Below are 19,903 nucleotides of genomic sequence, written 5' to 3' on the forward strand. Positions count from 1 at the left end.
TGTGACCGGCGGCGCCAAGGGCGCCGCCGCTTTCTTTTGCCGGCAAGGTTCGATCCGGCAAAGGTCGGCTTTGAGGGACAGGGTGCCGTTCCCTCGATTGCGCGCGCCCGGCCCCCCATATAGAGCGATCGTCGGCTCCATCGATCCCGGTTCCCATGTCCCTGCCCGCCGCAATTTTCCGCAACGACGAAAGCGCGCGCCAGCTCGTTTTCGAGCGGCCCGCCGATGTCATCGTCGCGCATGAGGCCAAGGACTTCCCGGCGGCGCTGCAAGCGGCGCAGGCCGCGCACGATGCCGGCAAATGGCTGGCCGGCTATTTCTCCTACGAGGCCGGTTACCTGCTGGAACCGAAACTCGTTCCCTTGCTGCCGGGCCGGCGCCGGGCCCCGCTGGTCTGCCTCGGGGTCTTCGATGCTCCTGAGGAAGAAGCGGTGCCGCCGCCAAGCACGCCGACCAACGGCCCGATCTTCGACGCAAGGGCGACGTGGTCGTTCGAGGACTACGAGAAGCGGTTCTCGCGGTTGCATCGGCACATCAGGCAAGGCGATTGCTACCAGGGCAACCTGACCTTTCCGGTGCACGCGCAATGGTCCGGCGATCCGCTCGCCGCCTTCGACGCCCTGACCGAGCGTCAGCCGGTGAAATATGGCGCCCTGATCGCGCTGGGCGATCCGATCGTCTTGTCGCGCTCGCCCGAACTGTTCTTCGAGATCGATGCGGCGGGGATGATCGAGACGCATCCGATGAAGGGTACCGCACCGCGCGGCGCAACCAGGGACGAGGACGAGCGGCAGAAGAATTTCCTGCGCAATGACGAGAAGAACCAGGCCGAGAACCGGATGATCGTCGACCTCCTGCGCAACGACATATCGCTGATCAGCGAGGTCGGCACGCTGGAGGTGCCGGAACTGTTCCGCATCGAGACCTACCCGACCGTGCACCAGATGGTGAGCGACGTCAGGGCCAAGCTGCTGCCCGGGCTCTCGATACGACAGGTGTTCGCGGCGCTGTTTCCCTGCGGCTCGATCACCGGCGCGCCGAAGATCCGCGCCATGGAGATCCTGCACGATCTGGAGGCCACGTCGCGCGATGTCTATTGCGGCGCCATTGGCTGGATCGCACCCGGCGGCACGATGCGCTTTTCCGTGGCGATCCGCACCATCTCGCTCTTTGCCAGCGGCGAGGCCGTCTACAATGTCGGCGGCGGCATCGTCTTCGATTCGGTCGCGGAAGAGGAGTACCAGGAATGTCTGCTCAAAGCCCGCTTCGCGACGGGGACACCGCCGGTTTCGAGCTGATCGAGACCATCCGCTGGGAGCCCGCCTCGGGCTTCCTGCGCCTCGATCGCCATCTTGCACGCCTTTATGGCTCGGCGGCGGAACTGGGCTTCAGCTATGATCCGCAAAGGGTTGGCGAGGTCCTGAGCAACGCGGCCGATCGATCGCTCGTCGCCATGCGCACGCGGCTCTCCCTGTCGCGCAATGGCCAGGCCAACGCCTCGGCGCAGCCCTATGAACCGCTTGCCGCAGACAAGGTATGGGCGCTGCGGCTGGCGCGGACGAGGCTCGATTCGAGCAACATGCTGCTGCGCCACAAGACCAGCCGGCGGCAGCTCTACACCCATGCCCGCTCCGAATACCTCGTCACCCAGGCCGATGAGGTGCTGCTGGCCAATGAGCGCGGCGAGATCTGCGAAGGCACGATCACCAATGTCTTCGCCGATTTCGGCGACGGGGTGCTGGCAACACCCCGGCTCGACTGCGGCCTGCTGCCTGGCGTACTGCGCGGCGCGCTTCTGGATGAAGGCCGCGCCAGTGAAGCAATCTACAGCTTGAATGACCTGAAATCCGCCAAGGCGCTGTTCGTCGGCAATTCGCTGCGCGGGCTGATCCCGGCAAGACTGATCTGAGGCATGACGTCCCTACCCGCCCACACGCCGTACGACGGCTCGTCGAAACTCTTCACCATCGGGCTGAAGCCGCTCGACCCCGCGGACTGGATCGAGGTAGACGGCCATTTGCTGCCCTACCTCGCCGAAAAGCGCCGGCTCTATGCCGAAGTCCCTGAACGAGTCTTTGTCGAGCAGGACGGTACGCGCGACGCCCAGCAGGAAGTGCTCGAATTGCTCGGCGCTTACCTGCCGGAAAGATTTCCCGACACCCACCGGCGCAGCGATGCAGGCGTTGCGGTCGTGGGTGCGACGAGCCGTCCCACGATCCCCTCCAGCCTCGCCGGCGCCCCCCTCGTCGCGGCCTCGCTGCTGGTCCAGGAAGACCTGATCCTCATGCGGCGGGGCGAAGACGGCTGGCGGCTCGCCGCGGGTTCGCTGTGCTTTCCCTCGTCCTGGTCGCTTGTCGAAAAATTCGGCAAGCCGCTGCAGCAAATCCACGAGCCGGTGCCGGGCTTCGGCCCAGGCACAAGGCCGGCCGATGTGATCAACCGGATGTTCGATGGCCTGCAGGGCCAGGCTGTCGAACGTTACAATTGGTCGATCCAATCAGGCGATGCACTCTACCATCCGCTGTCCAATATCGAGCGCATCGACCGGGCCACCAGCCGGCCGACGCGTTTCCCCGACGGTGACGTGAAGACGCACGCCTTCATCCGGGTCGAGCGTCAGACGCTGCGCAAACTGCCCGCCTCACGCGACATCCTGTTCACCATCCGCATCCATCTTGACCCGCTCGCCGTGCTGGCGCGGCACCCGGACCGGGCAACGCTGGCAGCGTCCTTTGCCGCGCAGCTCGAAGCGCTCGATGTCGCCCAGCTCGACTACAAGGGCCTGACATCGGATCGCGATCGGCTGATCGCTGTCCTTAACCACATGGCCAAGCACGCGTAGTCGCTGGTTGGCGCTTTTCGCTGGTTTGTGACAATGATCTGTGGTGTAGCGCATGGCCGTTGGGCGAAAATGCCCGGCTTTTGCACGCAGTTGTCCAGCTTTTGCAGGCGGTTGCCCAGCTTTTGGACGGAGTTGAAGGAGTGCCCGATAAAATGGCGAATGAAAACTGGCCCGTTTACGGTGAGATCACCGGCCCCGTGGTGATGATCGGCTTCGGCTCGATCGGACGCGGAACGCTGCCGCTCATCGAGCGCCATTTCAAGTTCGACAAGTCGCGCATGACAGTCCTCGACCCCCGCGATACCGATCGCAAGCTGCTCGACGAGCGTGGCATCGCCTTCGTCCAGGAAGCGGTGACCGAGAAGAACTACAAGAAGCTTTTGACCCCGCTTCTGACCAATGGCGGCGGCCAGGGCTTTTGCGTCAACCTGTCGGTCGATACCGGCTCGGTGGACCTGATGCGGCTCTGCCGCAAGCTCGGAGTGCTCTATATCGACACCGTCGTCGAGCCTTGGCTTGGCTTCTATTTCGACGCCAAGGCCGATAATGCCAGCCGCACCAACTATGCGTTGCGCGAGGCGCTGATCAAGGAAAAGCACGACAAGCCGGGTGGCGCCACCGCGATATCGACCTGCGGCGCCAATCCCGGCATGGTGTCGTGGTTCGTCAAGCAGGCGCTGGTCAACCTCGCTACCGATCTTGGCATGGAATTCTCCGAGCCCGCGCAGGACGACCGCGAGGGCTGGGCCAAGCTGATGAAGAAGGCCGGCGTCAAGGGCATCCACATCGCCGAGCGCGACACCCAGCGCACCAAGAAGCCCAAGCCGATGGATGTGTTTTGGAACACCTGGTCGGTCGAGGGCTTCATCTCCGAGGGGTTGCAGCCAGCCGAGCTCGGCTGGGGCACGCATGAGACCTGGATGCCCAAGAACGGCAAGAAGCACAAGCATGGCTCCAAGGCCGCGATCTACCTGGAGCAGCCCGGCGCCAACACCCGCGTGCGCTCCTGGTGCCCGACGCCGGGACCGCAATATGGCCTGCTGGTGACGCACAACGAGGCGATCTCGATCGCCGATTTCTTCACCGTGCGCTCCAAGAAGGGCAAGGTTCAATACCGCCCGACCTGCCACTACGCCTACCATCCCTGCAACGATGCGATGCTGTCGCTGGACGAGATGTTCGGTGCGGCCGGCAAGCCGCAACCGGTGCACCACGTGCTCGACGAGAACGAACTGGTCGACGGTGTCGACGAACTCGGCGTCCTGCTCTACGGCCATGACAAGAATGCCTACTGGTACGGTTCGCAGCTGTCACTCGCCGAAGCGCGCAAGCTGGCCCCCTACCAGAACGCCACCGGCATGCAGGTCACCTCGGCTGTCCTGGCCGGCATGGTCTGGGCACTGGAAAATCCCGCCGCCGGCATCGTCGAGGCCGACGAGATGGATTACAAACGCTGCCTGGACGTGCAGTCGCCCTATCTCGGACCGGTCAAGGGCTATTATACCGACTGGACGCCGCTCGACAGACGCCCGGGCCTCTTCCCGGAGGACCTCGACCGAAGCGACCCGTGGCAATTCCGCAACATCCTCGTCCGATAGCAGCACCCGGACCATGCGCCATTGCCTTGCAATCGCCCGGAAATCGGGCGATTGAAGGGAGGCGGCCTGGGGTGGCGATGTGCGTCCGTTGAACGCTTAAGGCATACCCCGGCACTTTGGACGTTCGCGTCAATTCCCAGAAATCGGCCCGATTTGTGGGACGGCGCGTTTGGAGAGGATTTCATATGACGATTGCGCGCAAAGTTCTTTCGACGGGCCTGGCGGGCGCCCTTGCCTCGATGCTTGCTGCCTGTGCCACCAGCGGCCCAGATACGCCGCCCATGGCCGCCGCCCCGAAAGGGGTCGAAGGTTCCTGGATCGATGCCAAGGGCACTGGCCTGTCGACCTTCACCGGCGGCACCTTCACGACCGTCGCCACCGACACGGGACAGAAGCTTGCCGATGGCAGCTATACGATGACCGGCGCCACTTCGGTGCAGATCAACGGCACCTCACTGATCCGCCAAACCCCGGTAAGCTTCAATTGCCTGATGGTGTCGACCAGCCAGCTCAACTGCACCAGCTCCGCCGGCCAGAATTTCGTGCTGACGCGGCGCACCTGAACTCGGCGAACATTCCAGTCACAAAGGACGGCGGCCCCTCGGTCGCCGTTCTTTTTTGTGCCGGCAATAGCCCGGGTTTCGCGCCTGGAGATACCGCCGCATTTCCGCTTGCGTCGGCCCGAACGCGATGGGAACATGATCGAAACGCTGGCTGTAATACCAGTCGAGCAAGGGCGCCAGACGCCTCTGATCAGCCTACCGGGAGACGAAGATGAAGAAGCTTGCCGCCATTGCCGCCCTTTCCGCGTCGACGCTTGGCCTGTCGGCCGGCGCATCCTTTGCCGACTACACACTGAACGTCCTGCACATCAATGACTGGCACAGCCGCATCGAAGGCAACAACAAATACGAATCGACCTGCTCGGCCGAGGAGGAGACCAAGGGCGAATGCATCGGCGGCGCCGGCCGGCTGATCACCGCCATTGCCCAGGAACGCAAGAAGCTGGAGGGCCAGAACGTGTTGCTGCTCAGCGCCGGCGACAATTTCCAGGGTTCGATGTTCTACACGACATACAAGGGCAAGGTCGAAGGCGAGTTCCTCAATGACATGAAGTTCGACGCCATGGCACTCGGCAACCATGAATTCGACGACGGCGAGGCGGCGCTGGCGCCGTTTCTCGACATGATCAAGTTCCCGGTGCTCGGCGCCAACGTCAAGGCCAACGCGCAGTCCAAGCTCGGCGACCGCGTCAAGCCGTCGATCGTCGTCGAGGTCGGTGGACAGAAGATCGGCATCATCGGCGCCGTCACCAACGACACGCCCGAACTCGCCTCCCCTGGCCCCAACATCCAAATCGAGGACGACGTCAAGTCGATCACGGCCGAGGTCGAGAAACTCAAGGGAGAAGGCGTCAACAAGATCATCGCCGTGACCCATATCGGGTACAACAGGGAGCGCGACGTCATTGCCAAGATCCCTGGCATCGACATCGTGGTCGGCGGCCACAGCCACACGCTTCTGTCCAATACCGATCCGAAGGCGGCTGGCCCCTACCCGACCATGGTCGACAACCCCGGCGGCTACAAGGTGCCGGTGGTGCAGGCGGCGTCCTATTCGAAATATCTCGGCGAGTTCAAGGTGGTGTTCGACGACAATGGGGTCGTCAAATCGGCAAGCGGCGACCCGATCTATCTCGACAAATCGATCACGCCGGACCCAGCCGCGCTCGCCCGTATCAAGGAGCTTGGCGCGCCGATCGAGGCCTTGAAGAACAAGGAAGTGGCCGAGACCACCGACGTCATCGACGGCAGCCGCGAAAGCTGCCGCGCCAAGGAATGTGCGATGGGCAACCTCGTCTCCGACGCCATCCTCGACCGGGTCAAGGGACAGGGCGTCGAGGTCGTCATTTCCAACGGTGGCGGCCTGCGCGCCTCCATCGACAAGGGCACCGTCACCATGGGCGAGGTGCTGACCGTGCTGCCGTTCCAGAACACGCTGGCGACCTTCCAGATTTCTGGCAAGGACCTGGTCGCCGGCCTCGAAGGCGGCCTCAGCCAGATCGAGGACGGCGCCGGCCGCTTCCCGCAGGTGGCGGGCCTCAAATACTCCTTCGACAGATCGGTCGCGCCCAATGCCGGCCGCGTCAAGTCGGTGCAGGTGATGGAGAACGGCGTCTGGACGCCGATCAATCCGACCAAGGATTATCTGGTCGCCACCAACAACTATGTCCGCCAGGGCGGCGACGGCTACAAGGTCTTCGCCGAAAAGGCCAAGAACGCCTATGATTACGGCCCTGGCCTCGAACAGGTCGTGGCCGACTATCTCGGCGCGCACCGGCCCTATACGCCGAAGCTCGATGGCCGCATCACCGAGATCGCCGCGACGACAGCGGCAGCTCCCCCCGCCGAACCAACCAAGCCTGCCGAACCAGCAAAGCCCGCGCAGACCGCAGCGCCGGCGCCGGCCCCGGCTGCTAAACCGGCTGCACCGGCCATGCCGGAATTGCCTGCCAACTCAGGCGATATCGCCAACACGCCGCCGGCCATATCGACGCAAAACGCGCCTGCACCACCGGCTCCGCCGGCACCTGACGAACCGGCGAAGCCTGCCGAGACCGCTCCCGCGCCGGCCATTCCTGCCCCGGCGACGCCCGCGCCCGCCGAGCCGGCAAAGCCCGCTGAAGCCGCGCCAGCTACCGGCGGCCATGTCGTCGTGACTGGCGATACGTACTGGGCTCTGGCGAAGAAGGCCTATGGCGATGCGACCAAGTGGAAGCTCATTTATGAGGCGAACAAGGGGCAAAAACCGCATCGGCTTATGCCGGGCGCGACACTGAACATCCCGGCGAAGTAATTTCGCCCAGTTCCGCCACATCGCCCGCCCGGGGGAACCGGACGGGTTTATATTCTATGGCCTAATGCATGTCGCCCGGAAGTGTCCTCCGGGACCACGATATGCACAAATCAGAAGCTTACGGCAGGCCGGGCGAATCCTATCCGCCGCGACATGCTGCAAGGTGCGGCCAGACGCGGCATTGAAAGCTCCTGCAGGATGGTTAGGTTCACGTCTTGGAGACCCATATGCCGCTTTCCACTATTGTCGATCCCAAAGCCGCGAAAGCCCCTGGTCCACGGCCGGTCGGGCATCCGCCAGTCACGACCGGCAAGGTAGGGGTCATGCTGGTCAATCTTGGAACACCAGACGGCACCGAGTTCAGGCCGATGTGGCGTTATCTCAGGGAGTTCCTGTCCGATCCACGCGTTATCGAGCTCAACAAGGCGATCTGGTATCCGATCCTCTATGGGCTCGTGCTGACCACGCGACCGAAGAAGTCGGGCGCCAACTACGCCAGGATCTGGAATCGGGAGAAGAACGAGTCGCCTTTGCGAACCTATACCCGCGCACAAGGCGAAAAACTGGCCGAGGCACTACGCGATCTGCCCAACGTGGTCGTCGACTGGGCGATGCGCTACGGCAACCCTTCGACGTCGAGCGTCGCCGAAAGGCTGGTCGCGCAAGGCTGCGACCGCATCCTTTCGTTCCCGCTCTATCCGCAATATTCGGCAACGACGACCGCCACCGCAAACGACCAGCTGTTTCGCGCCTTGATGAAGATGCGGGCAGCACCTGCCGTCCGCGGCGTGCCGCCCTATTATGATGAACCTGTCTACATCGAGGCGCTGGCCAATTCGATCGAACGGCACCTGGCGGCCCTGGATTTCCAGCCGGAGGTGATCATCGCCTCCTATCACGGCATTCCAAAACCCTATTTCGAGAAGGGCGATCCCTATCATTGCCATTGCCTGAAGACGACGCGGCTGCTGCGCGACAGGCTCGGCTGGGACGAAAGAAAACTGATCACCACCTTCCAATCACGCTTCGGGGCGCAAGAATGGCTGCAGCCCTACACCGACAAGACCGTGGAGAAACTGGCCAAGGACGGTGTCAAGTCGATCGCCATCGTCAATCCGGGGTTTTCCGTCGACTGCATCGAAACGCTGGATGAGATTGGCCGCGAAGCGGCCGAGACCTTCCACCACGCCGGCGGCAAGAACTTCGCCCACATACCATGCCTCAACGACAGCCCGGAAGGCATGGCGGTGATCGAAGCGATGGTACGGCGCGAACTGTCTGGCTGGGTCTGACACCGGAACAACACCAGCTCCGGAGCGTTGAGCAGCGCCTCCGGGGAATCCGATGCTCCGCAAACTTGACCTCAGCACTGGCCGGCCCGTCTGGTCCGCCTATCGGGCGCCCGCGGTGCCGACTGGCAGTTTGACCCGGGACGTCAAGACCGATGTGCTGATCGTCGGCATGGGCATCAGCGGCGCCATGATGGCCGAGGCGCTGACAGCCGACGCTCACGCGGTGATCTGCATCGACCGGCGTGGGCCGCTGAAAGGATCGACGGCGGCAACCACCGCGCTTGTGCAATTCGAGATCGACCAGCCGCTTTCAACGCTCTCGGGGATGATCGGCAAGAGCCAGGCACGGCAGGCCTGGCGACGCTCGCGGCTGGCCGTTTCCAATCTTGCCGCCCGCATCGCCGAACTCGGTATCAACTGCGGCATGAGCCGCACCCAATCGCTCTATCTGGCTGGCACCGTGCTCGGCCCATCGGAACTCCGGGACGAAGCCGAGGCGCGGCAGATGGCCGGCATCGGCGCGACCTATCTTACATCGGCGCCACTGGCGGAAGCATTCGGCATCGACCGCGGTGGCGCCATCCTGAGCCATGGCAACATCGCGCTCGACCCGCGCAAGCTGACGGCAGGGCTGCTGCTCAAGGCGCTGGAGCGCCAGGCACGCTTTTACGCTCCCGTAGAAGCGACGGCGATCGAGGGCAGCGCCGATGAGGTGGTCGTGGCAACCACGGGCGGGCCCACCATCACGGCACGGCATGTTGTCCTGGCCACCGGTTACGAGCTGATCGACATAGTGCCGGCGGCCGCTCACCGGGTCATCTCGACATGGGCGATTGCGACATGTCCACAACCACGGAAGCTCTGGCCGGGCGCGGCGTTCATCTGGGAGGCGTCGGATCCCTACCTCTATGTCAGGGCAACCGCCGATGGCCGGGTCATCTGCGGCGGCGAGGACGAGGAATTCCTCGACGAGACGAGGCGCGATAAACTGATCGCCGACAAGAGCGCCTGCATTGCCGCAAAACTCGACCTGATGTTTCCGCACCTCGACGTCAGGCCCGAATTTGCCTGGACCGGCTCCTTCGGCACCACGACCACCGGCCTTCCCTACATCGGCACTCTTCCCAGGCACCCGCGAATCCGTGCCGTGATGGGTTATGGCGGCAATGGCATCACCTTCTCGCGGATCGCCGCCGAGATCGTCTCGGCTTCGATCCACGGGTTTGAAGACACGGATGCAAGCATATTTGCCTTCAACCGCTGAGTGCATACCCACAAACAATCCCTCATCACCTGATTGTAACGCTCCTGAAACACACTTAAGTCTTTGGTGAAGCCGGTTGCGCGGGAATGGCTCGCGCGGCCTGCTTCTGAGGGAGGGCCAGATGGATTTCAGTGGTTTCGATATTGCGGTCGTTGTTCTGGTGGCGCTTGTCGTACTGGTGCTGTTCAAGGGCATCAAGACAATCCCACAAGGATACAACTATACCGTCGAACGCTTTGGTCGTTACACCAAGACACTGAGCCCCGGCCTGAACCTCATCTTTCCGTTCGTCGATCGCATCGGCGCCAAGATGAACATGATGGAACAGGTGCTCGACGTTCCGAGCCAGGAGATCATCACCCGCGACAATGCCATTGTCGGTGTCGACGGCATCGCTTTCTACCAGATCCTCAATGCGGCACAGGCCGCCTATCAGGTTGCCGGCCTGCAGAACGCCATCCTCAACCTGACGATGACCAACATCCGTACCGTCATGGGTTCGATGGACCTCGATGAGCTGTTGTCGAACCGCGACGCCATCAACGAGCGCTTGCTGCGCGTCGTCGACGAGGCCGCGCATCCGTGGGGCATCAAGATCACCCGCGTCGAGATCAAGGACATCAACCCGCCCGCCAACCTGATCGAATCGATGGGCCGCCAGATGACCGCCGAGCGCAACAAGCGCGCGCAGATCCTGGCCGCCGAAGGCCTCAAGCAGTCGCAGATCCTCGAAGCCGAGGGCCGCAAGGAAGCCGCCTTCCGCGACGCCGAGGCGCGCGAACGCTCCGCCGAGGCGGAAGCCCGCGCCACCCAGGTGGTGTCGGAAGCGATCTCCAAGGGCGACGTCCAGGCACTGAACTACTTCGTCGCCCAGAAATATACCGAAGCGCTGGGCAAGATCGGCACCGCCACCAACAGCAAGATCGTGCTGATGCCCTTCGAGGCGTCGTCGCTGATCGGCTCACTCGGCGGTATCGGCGAAATCGCCAAGGAAGTCTTTCGCAGCGAAGGCACGACCGGCGCGCAAAGGCAGGCAGCACGTCCGCCTGTCGTCAGGCCCTCCGACAACTGAGATAGGCCACTCTCATGATCGACCGCATCGTTTCTGAACTCGGGCCGTGGAACTGGATGGTTCTGGGCTTCGTGCTCCTGGTGGTAGAGGTCATCGCACCGGGTTTCTTCATGCTTTGGATCGGGATCGCCGCTCTGATCGTCGGCGCGGTGTCGCTGCTGATCTGGGATGTCGCTATCTGGACATGGCAGGTCCAGGTGTTGCTATTCCTCGTGCTGTCGCTGGTTTCAGCCTTTGTCGGCAAGAAACTCATGGGCGGACACGACCAGCCAACCGATCAGCCGCTGCTCAATCGCCGTGGCGCCCAGATGGTCGGCAGGATGGCGACGCTCGCCGAACCGATCCGCGACGGCCGTGGCCGCATCAAGCTAGGCGACACGCTGTGGCGTGTCTCCGGCCCCGATCTGCCCGCCGGCACTCAGGTGCGTGTGACAAGCGCTGCGGACACGGACCTGGAACTGACGGTGGAACAGGTCCGAGCCTCCTGATGGCGCAAGCGCACAAGGCGTTGAGATTCAGGCCAGGCCGAGGCTAGAATGATGCATTTCGGGGTCGCTCTTGCGACTAGCGGGCGGACATTGAGTCCCTGAGCACCGGGCTACGCCGGCCGAAGCCTTCGCTACCACGATCCTTCATGAGTGCTTCGGCCCGCGCAGGCCGGAAGCGCAGAAAGCCTTCGTTCGCAGGTCGGCCCCACCTGAAGATCACTACCTTAGGCAGCGCCGATGCGCAGCAGGTCGTGAAAATGCACCACGCCCAGCGGCATGTTGTTCCTGGTCACCACCAGCGCACCGACATTGTACTCGTTGAGCAGCGCGATCGCAGTGCCTGCAAGCGTCTGCGGGTCGACGGTCTTGGGTGTGCGGGTCATCACCTCGTCGACGATGACGTCGGCCAGGTTGCGGTGCAGGTTACGCGCGACATCGCCGTCGGTGATGATCCCGGCCAGTTCGCCTTTAGCGTCGACGATCAGCACGCAGCCGACCTTCTTCTGCGACAGTGTCATCACCGCTTCCGGCATCTTGGTGCCGAGCGAAGCCAGCGGCATCTGCTCGCCGACACGCATGATCTCGGAGACCATGGTCAGGTTGGCGCCGAGCTGGCCGCCGGGATGGAAGGTGCGGAAATGGTCCGGCGTGAAGCCGCGCGCCTCGAGCAGCGCGATCGCCAGTGCATCGCCGATGACCAGTTGCAGCAGCGTCGACGTCGTCGGCGCCAGGCCATGCGGGCAGGCTTCCGGGGTGCGCGGCAAAAGCAGCACGACGTCGGCCGCGCGCGCCAGCGCCGAGGTTTCGCCGGAGGTGATGGCAATGAGCGGAATGGAGAAGCGCCTGGAATAGGCGACGATGCCCATCATCTCCTTGCTCTCGCCCGACCACGAGATCGCGATGATGGCGTCGTCCCTGGCGATCATGCCGAGATCGCCATGATTGGCCTCGACGGGATGGACGAAGAAGGCCGGCGTGCCGGTCGAGGCCAGCGTCGCGGCGATCTTCGAACCGATATGGCCGCTTTTGCCGACACCGGTGACGATGAGCCGGCCCTCGATCTTCGAGATCATCTCGACGGCCTGGGCAAAGGGTGCCGCCAGTCCGTTCTCAAGCGCCTCGGCAAGGGCCGCAATCCCCGCCTGTTCGGTTGTTACCGTTCTCAGAGCCGATTCGATCGACGCTTGCCTGTCCAGAGGCTTCTTATCGAGAGATCTCGCATGCATGGATGATGCGATTAGCGCTTTGCCGCCCGCCTGTCCAACGGAAATGGCCTCTGCATGACGGCCGGATGTGCGCGGTCGTCGGGGACGACGACAAGGATCAAAATAGAAGGCAGGATGCGGACCCGCATTGTCGCCCGCGGAAATACGCGTTTGGAGCCAGTGGGCGCGCGCGGCCTCAACCCTCCGTTAACCATCCCCATTTACGGTTCGGTAAGTATGGCGCGCGTGCGCCGCGCAAGCAGTGGTGGCGATGTCCGGGGTCCAGCCAGAAAAATTGAGAGGGCGACAGGGCAACGCGATCTGCGCCTTGCTGCTGGCGACCAGCGTCCTTGCCTTGCTGCGCCCTGCGCCACTCCATGCCCAGGAAACGGAACTGCGCGGAGAAGTGTCGGAATCGGCGATCCTGTCCGACCAGCAGCGCAAGGCGAGAAACCTGGTTCTTGCCCAGCAAGCGGCGGCCAACGCTGCCGCGCAGGACAATGCGCCGGCGCGAACGTATCTGCCGGCCAGCGCCGGCGCCGTTCCTGACGACGCGGACGCCGCGAACTCGACCACCAGCGTCTTCGACCCGCCCCAGGCCAGCGACGACGCCTCCGCCGACGCACCCACGCCACCCAAGCCACGCCGCGCTACGGCCGCCAGGCAGAATGCGGCCGACAAGGCAAAGGACAAGGTCGCCGACAAAAAGAAGAAGAAAAAGAGCACCACGGCGGCTACGGACCCAACCACCACCGCCACGACGGCCGCGACGGACGACACCGGCGATATCGCGGCGGATCAGGAAGCGGCCAATCGCCGTGCACTCACCATCGACAGTGTGGACAAGCAGAAACTCGACGCTGGCGCCGAGCGCACGGCCGCAATCGAGGGCCTGAACAAGAAACCCGAGGACGATCCGTTCGCTGCCACCGGCGTCAAATGGGGCTCCTTCATCATCCGGCCGACCATCGAACAGGGGCTGACGGCGACGACGAACGGCGATTCGAGCAGTGCCGGCACATCGGCGCTGCTGTCCGAGACGGCGCTGCGCTTTACCGCCGCTTCCGACTGGCGTGAAAACGCCGCGACCATCGACGGCTACGGAATTTTCCGTGAAACCGTGTCGGGCTACCCGGTTCACGATGCGCAGGGCCGCATCGAAGGCCAGCTCGATCTCGACCTCGACCATGAATTGCGCGCCATCGCCAAGCTCGGCTACGAAGCCGTGCCGGAATCCGCGTCCTCGCCCGATGCCATCGCCGGCGTCAGCACCCAGCCGCTGCGGCAGACCATCGACGGCAGCATCGGCGTCGAGAAAGCCGTCGGCAAGATGCAGTACACGTTGACCGGGGCGGTCTCGCACGACTTCTACGGTGACGCCAAGCTCTCTGACGGCACTTCGCTGTCGCAGAAAGATCAGGACAACACGTTCTACACTGCAACCTTGCGCACCGGCTACGAGATTTCCCCGGCGCTCACGCCCTTCACCGAGATCGAGGTCGGCCGCCGGGCGTACGACCAGCGCATCGACAATGAAGGCTTCGAGCGCTCCTCGACGCGTCTTGGCGCCCGCGCCGGCCTTCAACTCGATATGGGTGAGAAGCTGTCGGGCGAATTCTCGGCCGGTTGGCTCAGGGAGGCGATCGACGATAACAGCCTGGAAGCGATTTCGGGGGCCACTCTCAATGCCGACCTCAAATGGTCGCCGCAGCGCGGCACCACCATCGGCTTGACCGGCAAGACCACCGTCGAGACCACGACCACATCGGGCGAAAGCGGCGATATTCTCTACTCCGGACGCTTTACGGGCGAGCGCGTGATCCGATCCGATCTTACCGCGAATGCGGCCTTGGGCCTGGATTGGCGCGACTATGTCGGCATTGACGGCCACGACAGGATCTTGAGCGCCGAGGCCGGGCTGACCTGGTGGCTGAACCGCTATGCGGGCCTCACCAGCCGGGTAAGGACCGAAAAGCTGACCAGCAATCTGCCCGGCCGCGACTACACCGCCAACAGCATCTTCGTCGGGGTGAAAGTGCAGCGTTGAAGGCGTGCGCCAAGGCATGTCGAGGTTCAGGTCAGGCCGAGTCGAGAATGGCTGATACCGAGAACCGGAGCGGAGCGTACTTTGAGTACGTGAGCACAGTTGTACTGCGACGCAGTAGAACTGGGAATCGTACGAGCGGCCATTCGCAGGCCGGCATCACCTGAATATCGGCATACTCTAAATGGCTGCCCCGCGCCGTTCTGATGGCTTCATCTCGTCGAGCAGCGTGCGGATGACGCCGGCCATGCTCTGGTTCATGTCGCTGCGCCACAGCGCGAAAGCGACATTGGCCTCGACGAAACCTTCCGGCGAACCGCAATCAAAGGTGCGGCCCTTATAATGGTAGCCGTAGAAGGCCTGCTGCTTCTCCAGCTTCAGCATCGCGTCGGTGAGCTGGATCTCGTTCCCGGCGCCCTTTTCCTGGCCTTCCAGAATTCCAAAGATCTCGGGCTGCAGGATGTAGCGGCCGTTGATGTATAGATTGGACGGCGCGGTACCCGACTTCGGCTTCTCGACCATTTCGGTGATGCGGAAGCCGTGATGCGTGTCTTCGCCGCGTCCGACGATGCCGTATTTATGAGCCTCCGCCGGGTCGCATTCCTGCACGGCGATGATGTTGTTGCCGGTCTCCTCGTAGAGCTCGACCATCGCCTTCGTGCAGCTCTTTTCCGACTGCATGATCATGTCGGGCAATAACAGGGCGAACGGCTCGTCGCCGACCAGTTCGCGCGCGCACCAGACCGCATGGCCAAGACCCATCGGCACCTGCTGGCGGGTGAAGCTGGTCTGTCCCGGTGCCGGCTGCAGCCGCTGCAGCCGGGCAAGCTGCTCGTCCTTGCCGCGCTGTGCCAGCGTGTCATAGAGTTCGAACTGGATATCGAAATGGTCCTCGATGACCGCCTTGTTGCGGCCCGTGACGAAGATGAAATGCTCGATGCCAGCCTCGCGCGCCTCATCGACGACATACTGGATGACTGGCCTGTCGACGACGGTCAGCATCTCCTTGGGAACAGCCTTGGTGGCCGGGAGAAACCGCGTACCGAGACCGGCGACCGGGAAAACTGCCTTGCGAACTCTCTTCATACTTTCAATTATCCGTTTGCTGGCCAGCTCCGCAATCCCCGTCCCCCGACATTTTCGCGCCGGGATTGAAGATTAGTGGGGCGGCTGAGGGAAACTCCCACCGGTTAAAGCATCGAGGTGTCTTTTCGTTCCAGGCGACGCCTATGGTAAACTAATTCCTAACCCGGTTCGGCGATGAATGGTCTTTCCTAGGACAGAGAAGGAGGAAAAGATGTCCGTTCGCAATGCCGCAAAACGTTTCGCCAGCGTCATGACGGCGGCCAGCCTTTCGCTCGCTTTGCTTGTCCCCACCGGGCCGGCCTTCGCCGACGCCGGTTTCCGGCAATGGGTCGCGGGCTTCCGTGCCACCGCCGTGGCGGGTGGCGTTTCCGGCGCCGTCTACGACCAGGCTTTCCGGGGCATCAACGAGCCCGATCCGGTGGTACTGGAGAAGGCCCGCACCCAGCCCGAATTCACCGCGCCTGCCTGGGATTATTTCGACAACCGCGTCCATGACCAGTCCGTCGCCGTCGGACGGCAGATGGCGAAGAAATGGAAGCCTTGGCTGGACAAGATCGAGGCAAGATTCGGCGTCGACCGCTACGTTCTCCTGGCCATCTGGTCGATGGAATCGAACTATGGCGAAATTCTCAAGCGCGACGACATCATGCGCAACGTCATCCGTTCGCTGGCGACTTTGGGTTATGGCGACGCGAAACGGTCGAAATACGCCCGCACCCAGCTGGTCGCGGCGCTGAAGATCCTGCAAACCGGCGATATCGACGAGAGCCACCTGATGGGCTCCTGGGCGGGCGCCATGGGCCAGACCCAGTTCATCCCGACCAGTTACCAGCATTATGCCGTCGACATGGACGGCAATGGCAAGCGCGACATCTGGAATTCCGTCCCCGATGCGCTGGCGACATCAGCCAATTTGCTCAAGAAGAATGGCTGGCAGGCCGGCAAGACCTGGGGCTACGAAGTCACCTTGCCGGCCGGCAAACTTCCCGCCGGGTCGAAGACGCTGGCGCAATGGCAGGCGCTCGGCGTGGGCCGCGCCAGCGGCAAGCCGTTCAAGAACCTCACCGACAAGGCGACGCTGAAAGTGCCGGACGGTCGTGGCGGGCCGGCCTTCCTGATGGTCAGGAATTTTTCGGTCATCAAGGCCTACAACAATGCCGACAAATACGCGCTCGCCGTCGGTCTGCTTGCCGATGAGATCGCCGGCGGCAGCGGCCTGGTCCAGGATTGGAACCGGCCTTTTACCAAGCTCAGCTTCGAGGAACGGCAGGAGTTGCAGAAGCGGCTTTCCCAGCACGGCCTTTATGACGGCAAATTCGACGGCAAGATCGGCGACGGCTCGAAGACCGCCATCATGGCTTATCAGGCCAAGGTTGGCTTGACCCAGGATGGCTATCCGAGCTTGGAAGTGCTGAAATGGCTCAGGCAGAAATAGAGCCTGACGAAGTTGAGTAGGGAGGGAGCGATTGGTTTGGCATACGCGCGTCGGGACGTTTGTTCGTCGCATGCCGGTGCTGATCCTGGCCATCGCCGTGCTCGCGATTGCCGTGGCCGGAGCCGTCCATGCCCCAGCCATGGCGCAAGAACAGCCGCAGCAGAGCCGGGGCTGGTCTTTGCGCGACCTTCTGTTTCCGCGCCGCGGCGAGCGGGTCGAGGCGCCGCAGGACATCCAGAAGGCGAAACCTAAGCCGAAGAAGAAACCTCGTGCGCCTCGCCTTACCGAGGAGCCGGCAGCGCCCGTGGTCGAAAAAGCGCCGGACGCCCGCACCGTCCTGGTGGTCGGCGACTTCATGGCGGCTGGCCTCGCCGAGGGGCTGGACGAAGCTTTCGCCGAGAATACCGGCGTCAGGATCGTTGTCCGCAGCAATGGCTCGTCAGGCTTCGTGCGCGATGATTTCTACAACTGGCCCGAACAGATCAAATCGCTGATCGACACCGAAAAACCCGCCGTGGTGGTCGTCATGCTGGGTTCGAACGACCGCCAGCAAATGAAGGTCGGCGACGTGCGCGAACAGCCCCGCTCCGAAAACTGGATCAAGGAATACGAGCGCCGCACCGATGAGCTCGGCAAGGCAATCGCCACCGCCAAGGTGCCTTTCCTGTGGGTCGGCATGCCGGCCTTCCGGGTGCCGAAGATGACCTCCGACATGCTGGCCTTCAACGACATCTACCACAAGGCGGCCGAAAGCCACGGCGGCGAATTCGTCGATGTCTGGGACGGCTTCGTCGACGAGAACGGCGCCTTCGTCACCTCTGGCCCCGACATGAACGGCCAGCCGGTGCGACTGCGCGCCGATGACGGCATCAACGTGTCCAAAGCCGGCAAGCGCAAGCTCGCCTTCTATACCGAAAAGCCGCTGCTTAAGATCCTTGGACTGGCCGCGCCGGGAAGCGTGGCACCGACGACGGCGCCGGCGGGCGCACCGGTCGAGACCCCCGCTCCGGCGGCAGCGCCTATCGTCATCGATCGCACCCAACCCATGCTGCTCAGCGATCCCGCGCTCGACGGCGGCACAGAATTGCTCGGCGCCGCCCCGCCGCCGAAGGCCAATCCCGGCTCTTCCTGGCGAAAGGCTGGTGATCGAGGGCAAGGCGCCGGAGGCTTCCCCAGGTCGCGCCGACGACTTTTCCCAGCCGCCCAAGGCAAGTCCGGCGACGGCGGCAGCGTCCGACACCACCACGGCGATCAGCCCTTAACGCGGCAGGACGGTCGTCCCCATCAGCGCCTCGTCGATCGAGCGTGCCGCCTGGCGACCTTCGCGGATCGCCCAGACGACCAGCGACTGGCCGCGGCGAACGTCGCCCGCCGCGTAGAGCCGGTCGACGCTCGTACTGTAGTCGCGGTCATTGGCCTCGACATTCCTGGAACGGCGGCTGTCGGTGGTGATCTTCATTTCACCCTCGAGTTCCGCCGCAACGCCCGCCATCGCCGGGCCGGCAAAGCCGATGGCGATGAAGGCGAGATCCGCGCGGATGACGAATTCGGTGCCGGCGATCGGCTTGCGCTTGTCGTCGACCTCGCAGCACTTCACGCCCGTAAGCTGGCCTTCCTCGCCAATGAATTCGAGCGTCGCCACCTGGAATTCGCGTTCGGCGCCCTCGGCCTGCGAGGACGAGGTGCGCATCTTGGTCGCCCAGTAGGGCCAGACGGAGAGCTTGTCTTCCTTCTCGGGCGGCTGCGGACGGATGTCGAGCTGGGTGACGCGCACCGCGCCCTGGCGGAAGGCGGTGCCGACGCAGTCGGACGCGGTGTCGCCGCCACCGACGACGACGACATGCTGGCCACCGGCGATGATTGGATGCGACGGCCATGCCACCGACTGGATCGGCTCGCCGCCGACGCGGCGGTTCTGCTGCACCAGATAGGGCATCGCGTCATGCACGCCGCCAAGATCGTCGCCGGGAATGCCGGCAGCGCGCGGCGTTTCCGAACCGCCGCAATAGAGCACGGCGTCATATTCGGCGAGGAGTTCAGCCACAGGCTTGTCGACGCCGACATTGACGCCGCAATGGAAGCTGACGCCCTCGCCCTGCATCTGTTCGATGCGCCGGTCGATATAGTGCTTCTCGATTTTAAAGTCGGGAATGCCGTAGCGCATCAACCCGCCGGGGCGGCTCTCGCGCTCATAGACGTGGACGTCGTGACCGGCGCGGCCAAGCTGCTGGGCGGCCGCCATGCCGGCCGGGCCGGAGCCGATGATGGCGACCCGCTTGCCGGTCTTCTTCTCCGGCGGATAGGGCCTGATATGGCCGGTCTCGTAAGCCTTGTCCGCGATCGCCTGCTCCACCGTCTTGATGGCGACCGGAATGTCCTCAAGGTTCAGCGTGCAGGCTTCCTCGCAAGGCGCGGGGCAGATGCGGCCGGTGAACTCCGGGAAATTGTTGGTCGAGTGCAAGTTGCGGATCGCGTTGTCCCAGTCCCTGTTGTAGACGAGGTCGTTCCAGTCGGGGATCTGGTTATGGATCGGGCAGCCCGTTGGCCCATGGCAGAACGGAATGCCGCAATCCATGCAGCGCGCGGCCTGTTTCTCGACCTCCTTGTCCGACATCGGCAGCGTGAATTCACGGAAATGCCGGATGCGGTCGGAGGCCGGCTGGTACTTGTGCACCTGCCGGTCGATTTCGAGAAAGCCTGTTACCTTGCCCATAGTCCAGT

Annotated in this window: 15 protein-coding genes and 1 pseudogene; 13 read left to right on the forward strand and 3 right to left on the reverse strand. The window is 63.4% G+C overall.

What is annotated here, in order from left to right; all coding sequences use genetic code 11:
• Positions 1 to 143: 143 nt before the first annotated feature.
• From ACVWWD_RS02525 to ACVWWD_RS02570, 10 genes are all read left to right on the forward strand, one after another.
• Positions 144 to 1,298, forward strand: a complete 1,155-nt coding sequence (locus ACVWWD_RS02525; RefSeq protein WP_435054045.1) for an aminodeoxychorismate synthase component I — start codon at positions 144 to 146, stop codon at positions 1,296 to 1,298.
• Positions 1,247 to 1,909, forward strand: a complete 663-nt coding sequence (locus ACVWWD_RS02530; RefSeq protein ID WP_352552675.1) for an aminotransferase class IV family protein — start codon at positions 1,247 to 1,249, stop codon at positions 1,907 to 1,909. Before ACVWWD_RS02525 ends, ACVWWD_RS02530 begins: the two co-directional genes overlap by 52 nt.
• A 3-nt stretch (positions 1,910 to 1,912) precedes the next feature.
• Complete coding sequence (locus ACVWWD_RS02535; protein WP_352552673.1) at positions 1,913 to 2,842, forward strand: heme-dependent oxidative N-demethylase family protein; 930 nt, start codon at positions 1,913 to 1,915, stop codon at positions 2,840 to 2,842.
• Between the two features lie 152 nt (positions 2,843 to 2,994).
• Positions 2,995 to 4,440: a homospermidine synthase gene (locus tag ACVWWD_RS02540; protein ID WP_023781283.1), complete on the forward strand. Its 1,446-nt coding sequence runs from the start codon at positions 2,995 to 2,997 to the stop codon at positions 4,438 to 4,440.
• A 185-nt stretch (positions 4,441 to 4,625) separates the two neighbouring features.
• A complete protein-coding gene (locus ACVWWD_RS02545) occupies positions 4,626 to 5,003 on the forward strand; it encodes a hypothetical protein (protein ID WP_023770500.1) in 378 nt (125 codons plus the stop codon).
• Positions 5,004 to 5,214: 211 nt separating this feature from the next.
• Positions 5,215 to 7,296, forward strand: coding sequence for a 5'-nucleotidase C-terminal domain-containing protein (locus ACVWWD_RS02550; RefSeq protein ID WP_352552670.1), 2,082 nt, complete (start codon positions 5,215 to 5,217; stop codon positions 7,294 to 7,296).
• 227 nt (positions 7,297 to 7,523) lie between these two features.
• Positions 7,524 to 8,588 carry a ferrochelatase gene (gene hemH, locus ACVWWD_RS02555; protein ID WP_352552668.1) on the forward strand — a complete coding sequence of 355 codons (1,065 nt, stop codon included), beginning with the start codon at positions 7,524 to 7,526 and terminating at the stop codon, positions 8,586 to 8,588.
• 52 nt (positions 8,589 to 8,640) lie between these two features.
• Positions 8,641 to 9,852 carry an NAD(P)/FAD-dependent oxidoreductase gene (locus ACVWWD_RS02560; RefSeq protein WP_352552666.1) on the forward strand — a complete coding sequence of 404 codons (1,212 nt, stop codon included), beginning with the start codon at positions 8,641 to 8,643 and terminating at the stop codon, positions 9,850 to 9,852.
• Positions 9,853 to 9,973: 121 nt separating this feature from the next.
• Positions 9,974 to 10,924: an SPFH domain-containing protein gene (locus tag ACVWWD_RS02565; protein WP_015315843.1), complete on the forward strand. Its 951-nt coding sequence runs from the start codon at positions 9,974 to 9,976 to the stop codon at positions 10,922 to 10,924.
• Positions 10,925 to 10,938: 14 nt separating this feature from the next.
• Positions 10,939 to 11,412, forward strand: coding sequence for an NfeD family protein (locus tag ACVWWD_RS02570; RefSeq protein ID WP_352552664.1), 474 nt, complete (start codon positions 10,939 to 10,941; stop codon positions 11,410 to 11,412).
• 224 nt (positions 11,413 to 11,636) lie between these two features.
• On the opposite strand, the gene ACVWWD_RS02575 is transcribed toward ACVWWD_RS02570, so the two are convergent.
• Positions 11,637 to 12,638 carry a KpsF/GutQ family sugar-phosphate isomerase gene (locus tag ACVWWD_RS02575; protein ID WP_023793879.1) on the reverse strand — a complete coding sequence of 334 codons (1,002 nt, stop codon included), beginning with the start codon at positions 12,636 to 12,638 and terminating at the stop codon, positions 11,637 to 11,639.
• A 250-nt stretch (positions 12,639 to 12,888) separates the two neighbouring features.
• Here ACVWWD_RS02575 and ACVWWD_RS02580 point away from each other — a divergent pair, with 250 nt between their 5' ends.
• A complete protein-coding gene (locus ACVWWD_RS02580) occupies positions 12,889 to 14,664 on the forward strand; it encodes an outer membrane beta-barrel protein (RefSeq protein WP_352552662.1) in 1,776 nt (591 codons plus the stop codon).
• A 177-nt stretch (positions 14,665 to 14,841) separates the two neighbouring features.
• Here ACVWWD_RS02580 and galU read toward each other — a convergent pair whose 3' ends face one another.
• Positions 14,842 to 15,747 carry a UTP--glucose-1-phosphate uridylyltransferase GalU gene (galU, locus tag ACVWWD_RS02585; protein ID WP_435054044.1) on the reverse strand — a complete coding sequence of 302 codons (906 nt, stop codon included), beginning with the start codon at positions 15,745 to 15,747 and terminating at the stop codon, positions 14,842 to 14,844.
• A 211-nt stretch (positions 15,748 to 15,958) separates the two neighbouring features.
• Here galU and ACVWWD_RS02590 point away from each other — a divergent pair, with 211 nt between their 5' ends.
• Positions 15,959 to 17,182, forward strand: coding sequence for a lytic murein transglycosylase (locus ACVWWD_RS02590; RefSeq protein WP_023770506.1), 1,224 nt, complete (start codon positions 15,959 to 15,961; stop codon positions 17,180 to 17,182).
• Between the two features lie 70 nt (positions 17,183 to 17,252).
• A pseudogene (locus tag ACVWWD_RS02595) lies at positions 17,253 to 18,444 on the forward strand (DUF459 domain-containing protein).
• Here ACVWWD_RS02595 and ACVWWD_RS02600 read toward each other — a convergent pair.
• Positions 18,441 to 19,895, reverse strand: coding sequence for a glutamate synthase subunit beta (locus tag ACVWWD_RS02600; protein ID WP_352552659.1), 1,455 nt, complete (start codon positions 19,893 to 19,895; stop codon positions 18,441 to 18,443). The pseudogene ACVWWD_RS02595 and the gene ACVWWD_RS02600 sit on opposite strands and share 4 nt — an antisense overlap.
• Positions 19,896 to 19,903: the final 8 nt, after the last annotated feature.

The organism is Mesorhizobium sp. URHB0026 (assembly GCF_054059755.1).

Coding starts and splice junctions, on each gene's coding strand:
- ACVWWD_RS02535 (WP_352552673.1), top strand. CDS start 1,913: ATGACGTCCCTACCCGCCCACACGCCGTACGACGGCTCGTCGAAACTC.
- ACVWWD_RS02570 (WP_352552664.1), top strand. CDS start 10,939: ATGATCGACCGCATCGTTTCTGAACTCGGGCCGTGGAACTGGATGGTT.
- ACVWWD_RS02565 (WP_015315843.1), top strand. CDS start 9,974: ATGGATTTCAGTGGTTTCGATATTGCGGTCGTTGTTCTGGTGGCGCTT.
- ACVWWD_RS02560 (WP_352552666.1), top strand. CDS start 8,641: ATGCTCCGCAAACTTGACCTCAGCACTGGCCGGCCCGTCTGGTCCGCC.
- ACVWWD_RS02580 (WP_352552662.1), top strand. CDS start 12,889: ATGTCCGGGGTCCAGCCAGAAAAATTGAGAGGGCGACAGGGCAACGCG.
- ACVWWD_RS02575 (WP_023793879.1), bottom strand. CDS start 12,638: ATGCATGCGAGATCTCTCGATAAGAAGCCTCTGGACAGGCAAGCGTCG.
- ACVWWD_RS02600 (WP_352552659.1), bottom strand. CDS start 19,895: ATGGGCAAGGTAACAGGCTTTCTCGAAATCGACCGGCAGGTGCACAAG.
- hemH (WP_352552668.1), top strand. CDS start 7,524: ATGCCGCTTTCCACTATTGTCGATCCCAAAGCCGCGAAAGCCCCTGGT.
- ACVWWD_RS02540 (WP_023781283.1), top strand. CDS start 2,995: ATGGCGAATGAAAACTGGCCCGTTTACGGTGAGATCACCGGCCCCGTG.
- ACVWWD_RS02550 (WP_352552670.1), top strand. CDS start 5,215: ATGAAGAAGCTTGCCGCCATTGCCGCCCTTTCCGCGTCGACGCTTGGC.
- ACVWWD_RS02545 (WP_023770500.1), top strand. CDS start 4,626: ATGACGATTGCGCGCAAAGTTCTTTCGACGGGCCTGGCGGGCGCCCTT.
- ACVWWD_RS02530 (WP_352552675.1), top strand. CDS start 1,247: ATGTCTGCTCAAAGCCCGCTTCGCGACGGGGACACCGCCGGTTTCGAG.
- galU (WP_435054044.1), bottom strand. CDS start 15,747: ATGAAGAGAGTTCGCAAGGCAGTTTTCCCGGTCGCCGGTCTCGGTACG.
- ACVWWD_RS02590 (WP_023770506.1), top strand. CDS start 15,959: ATGTCCGTTCGCAATGCCGCAAAACGTTTCGCCAGCGTCATGACGGCG.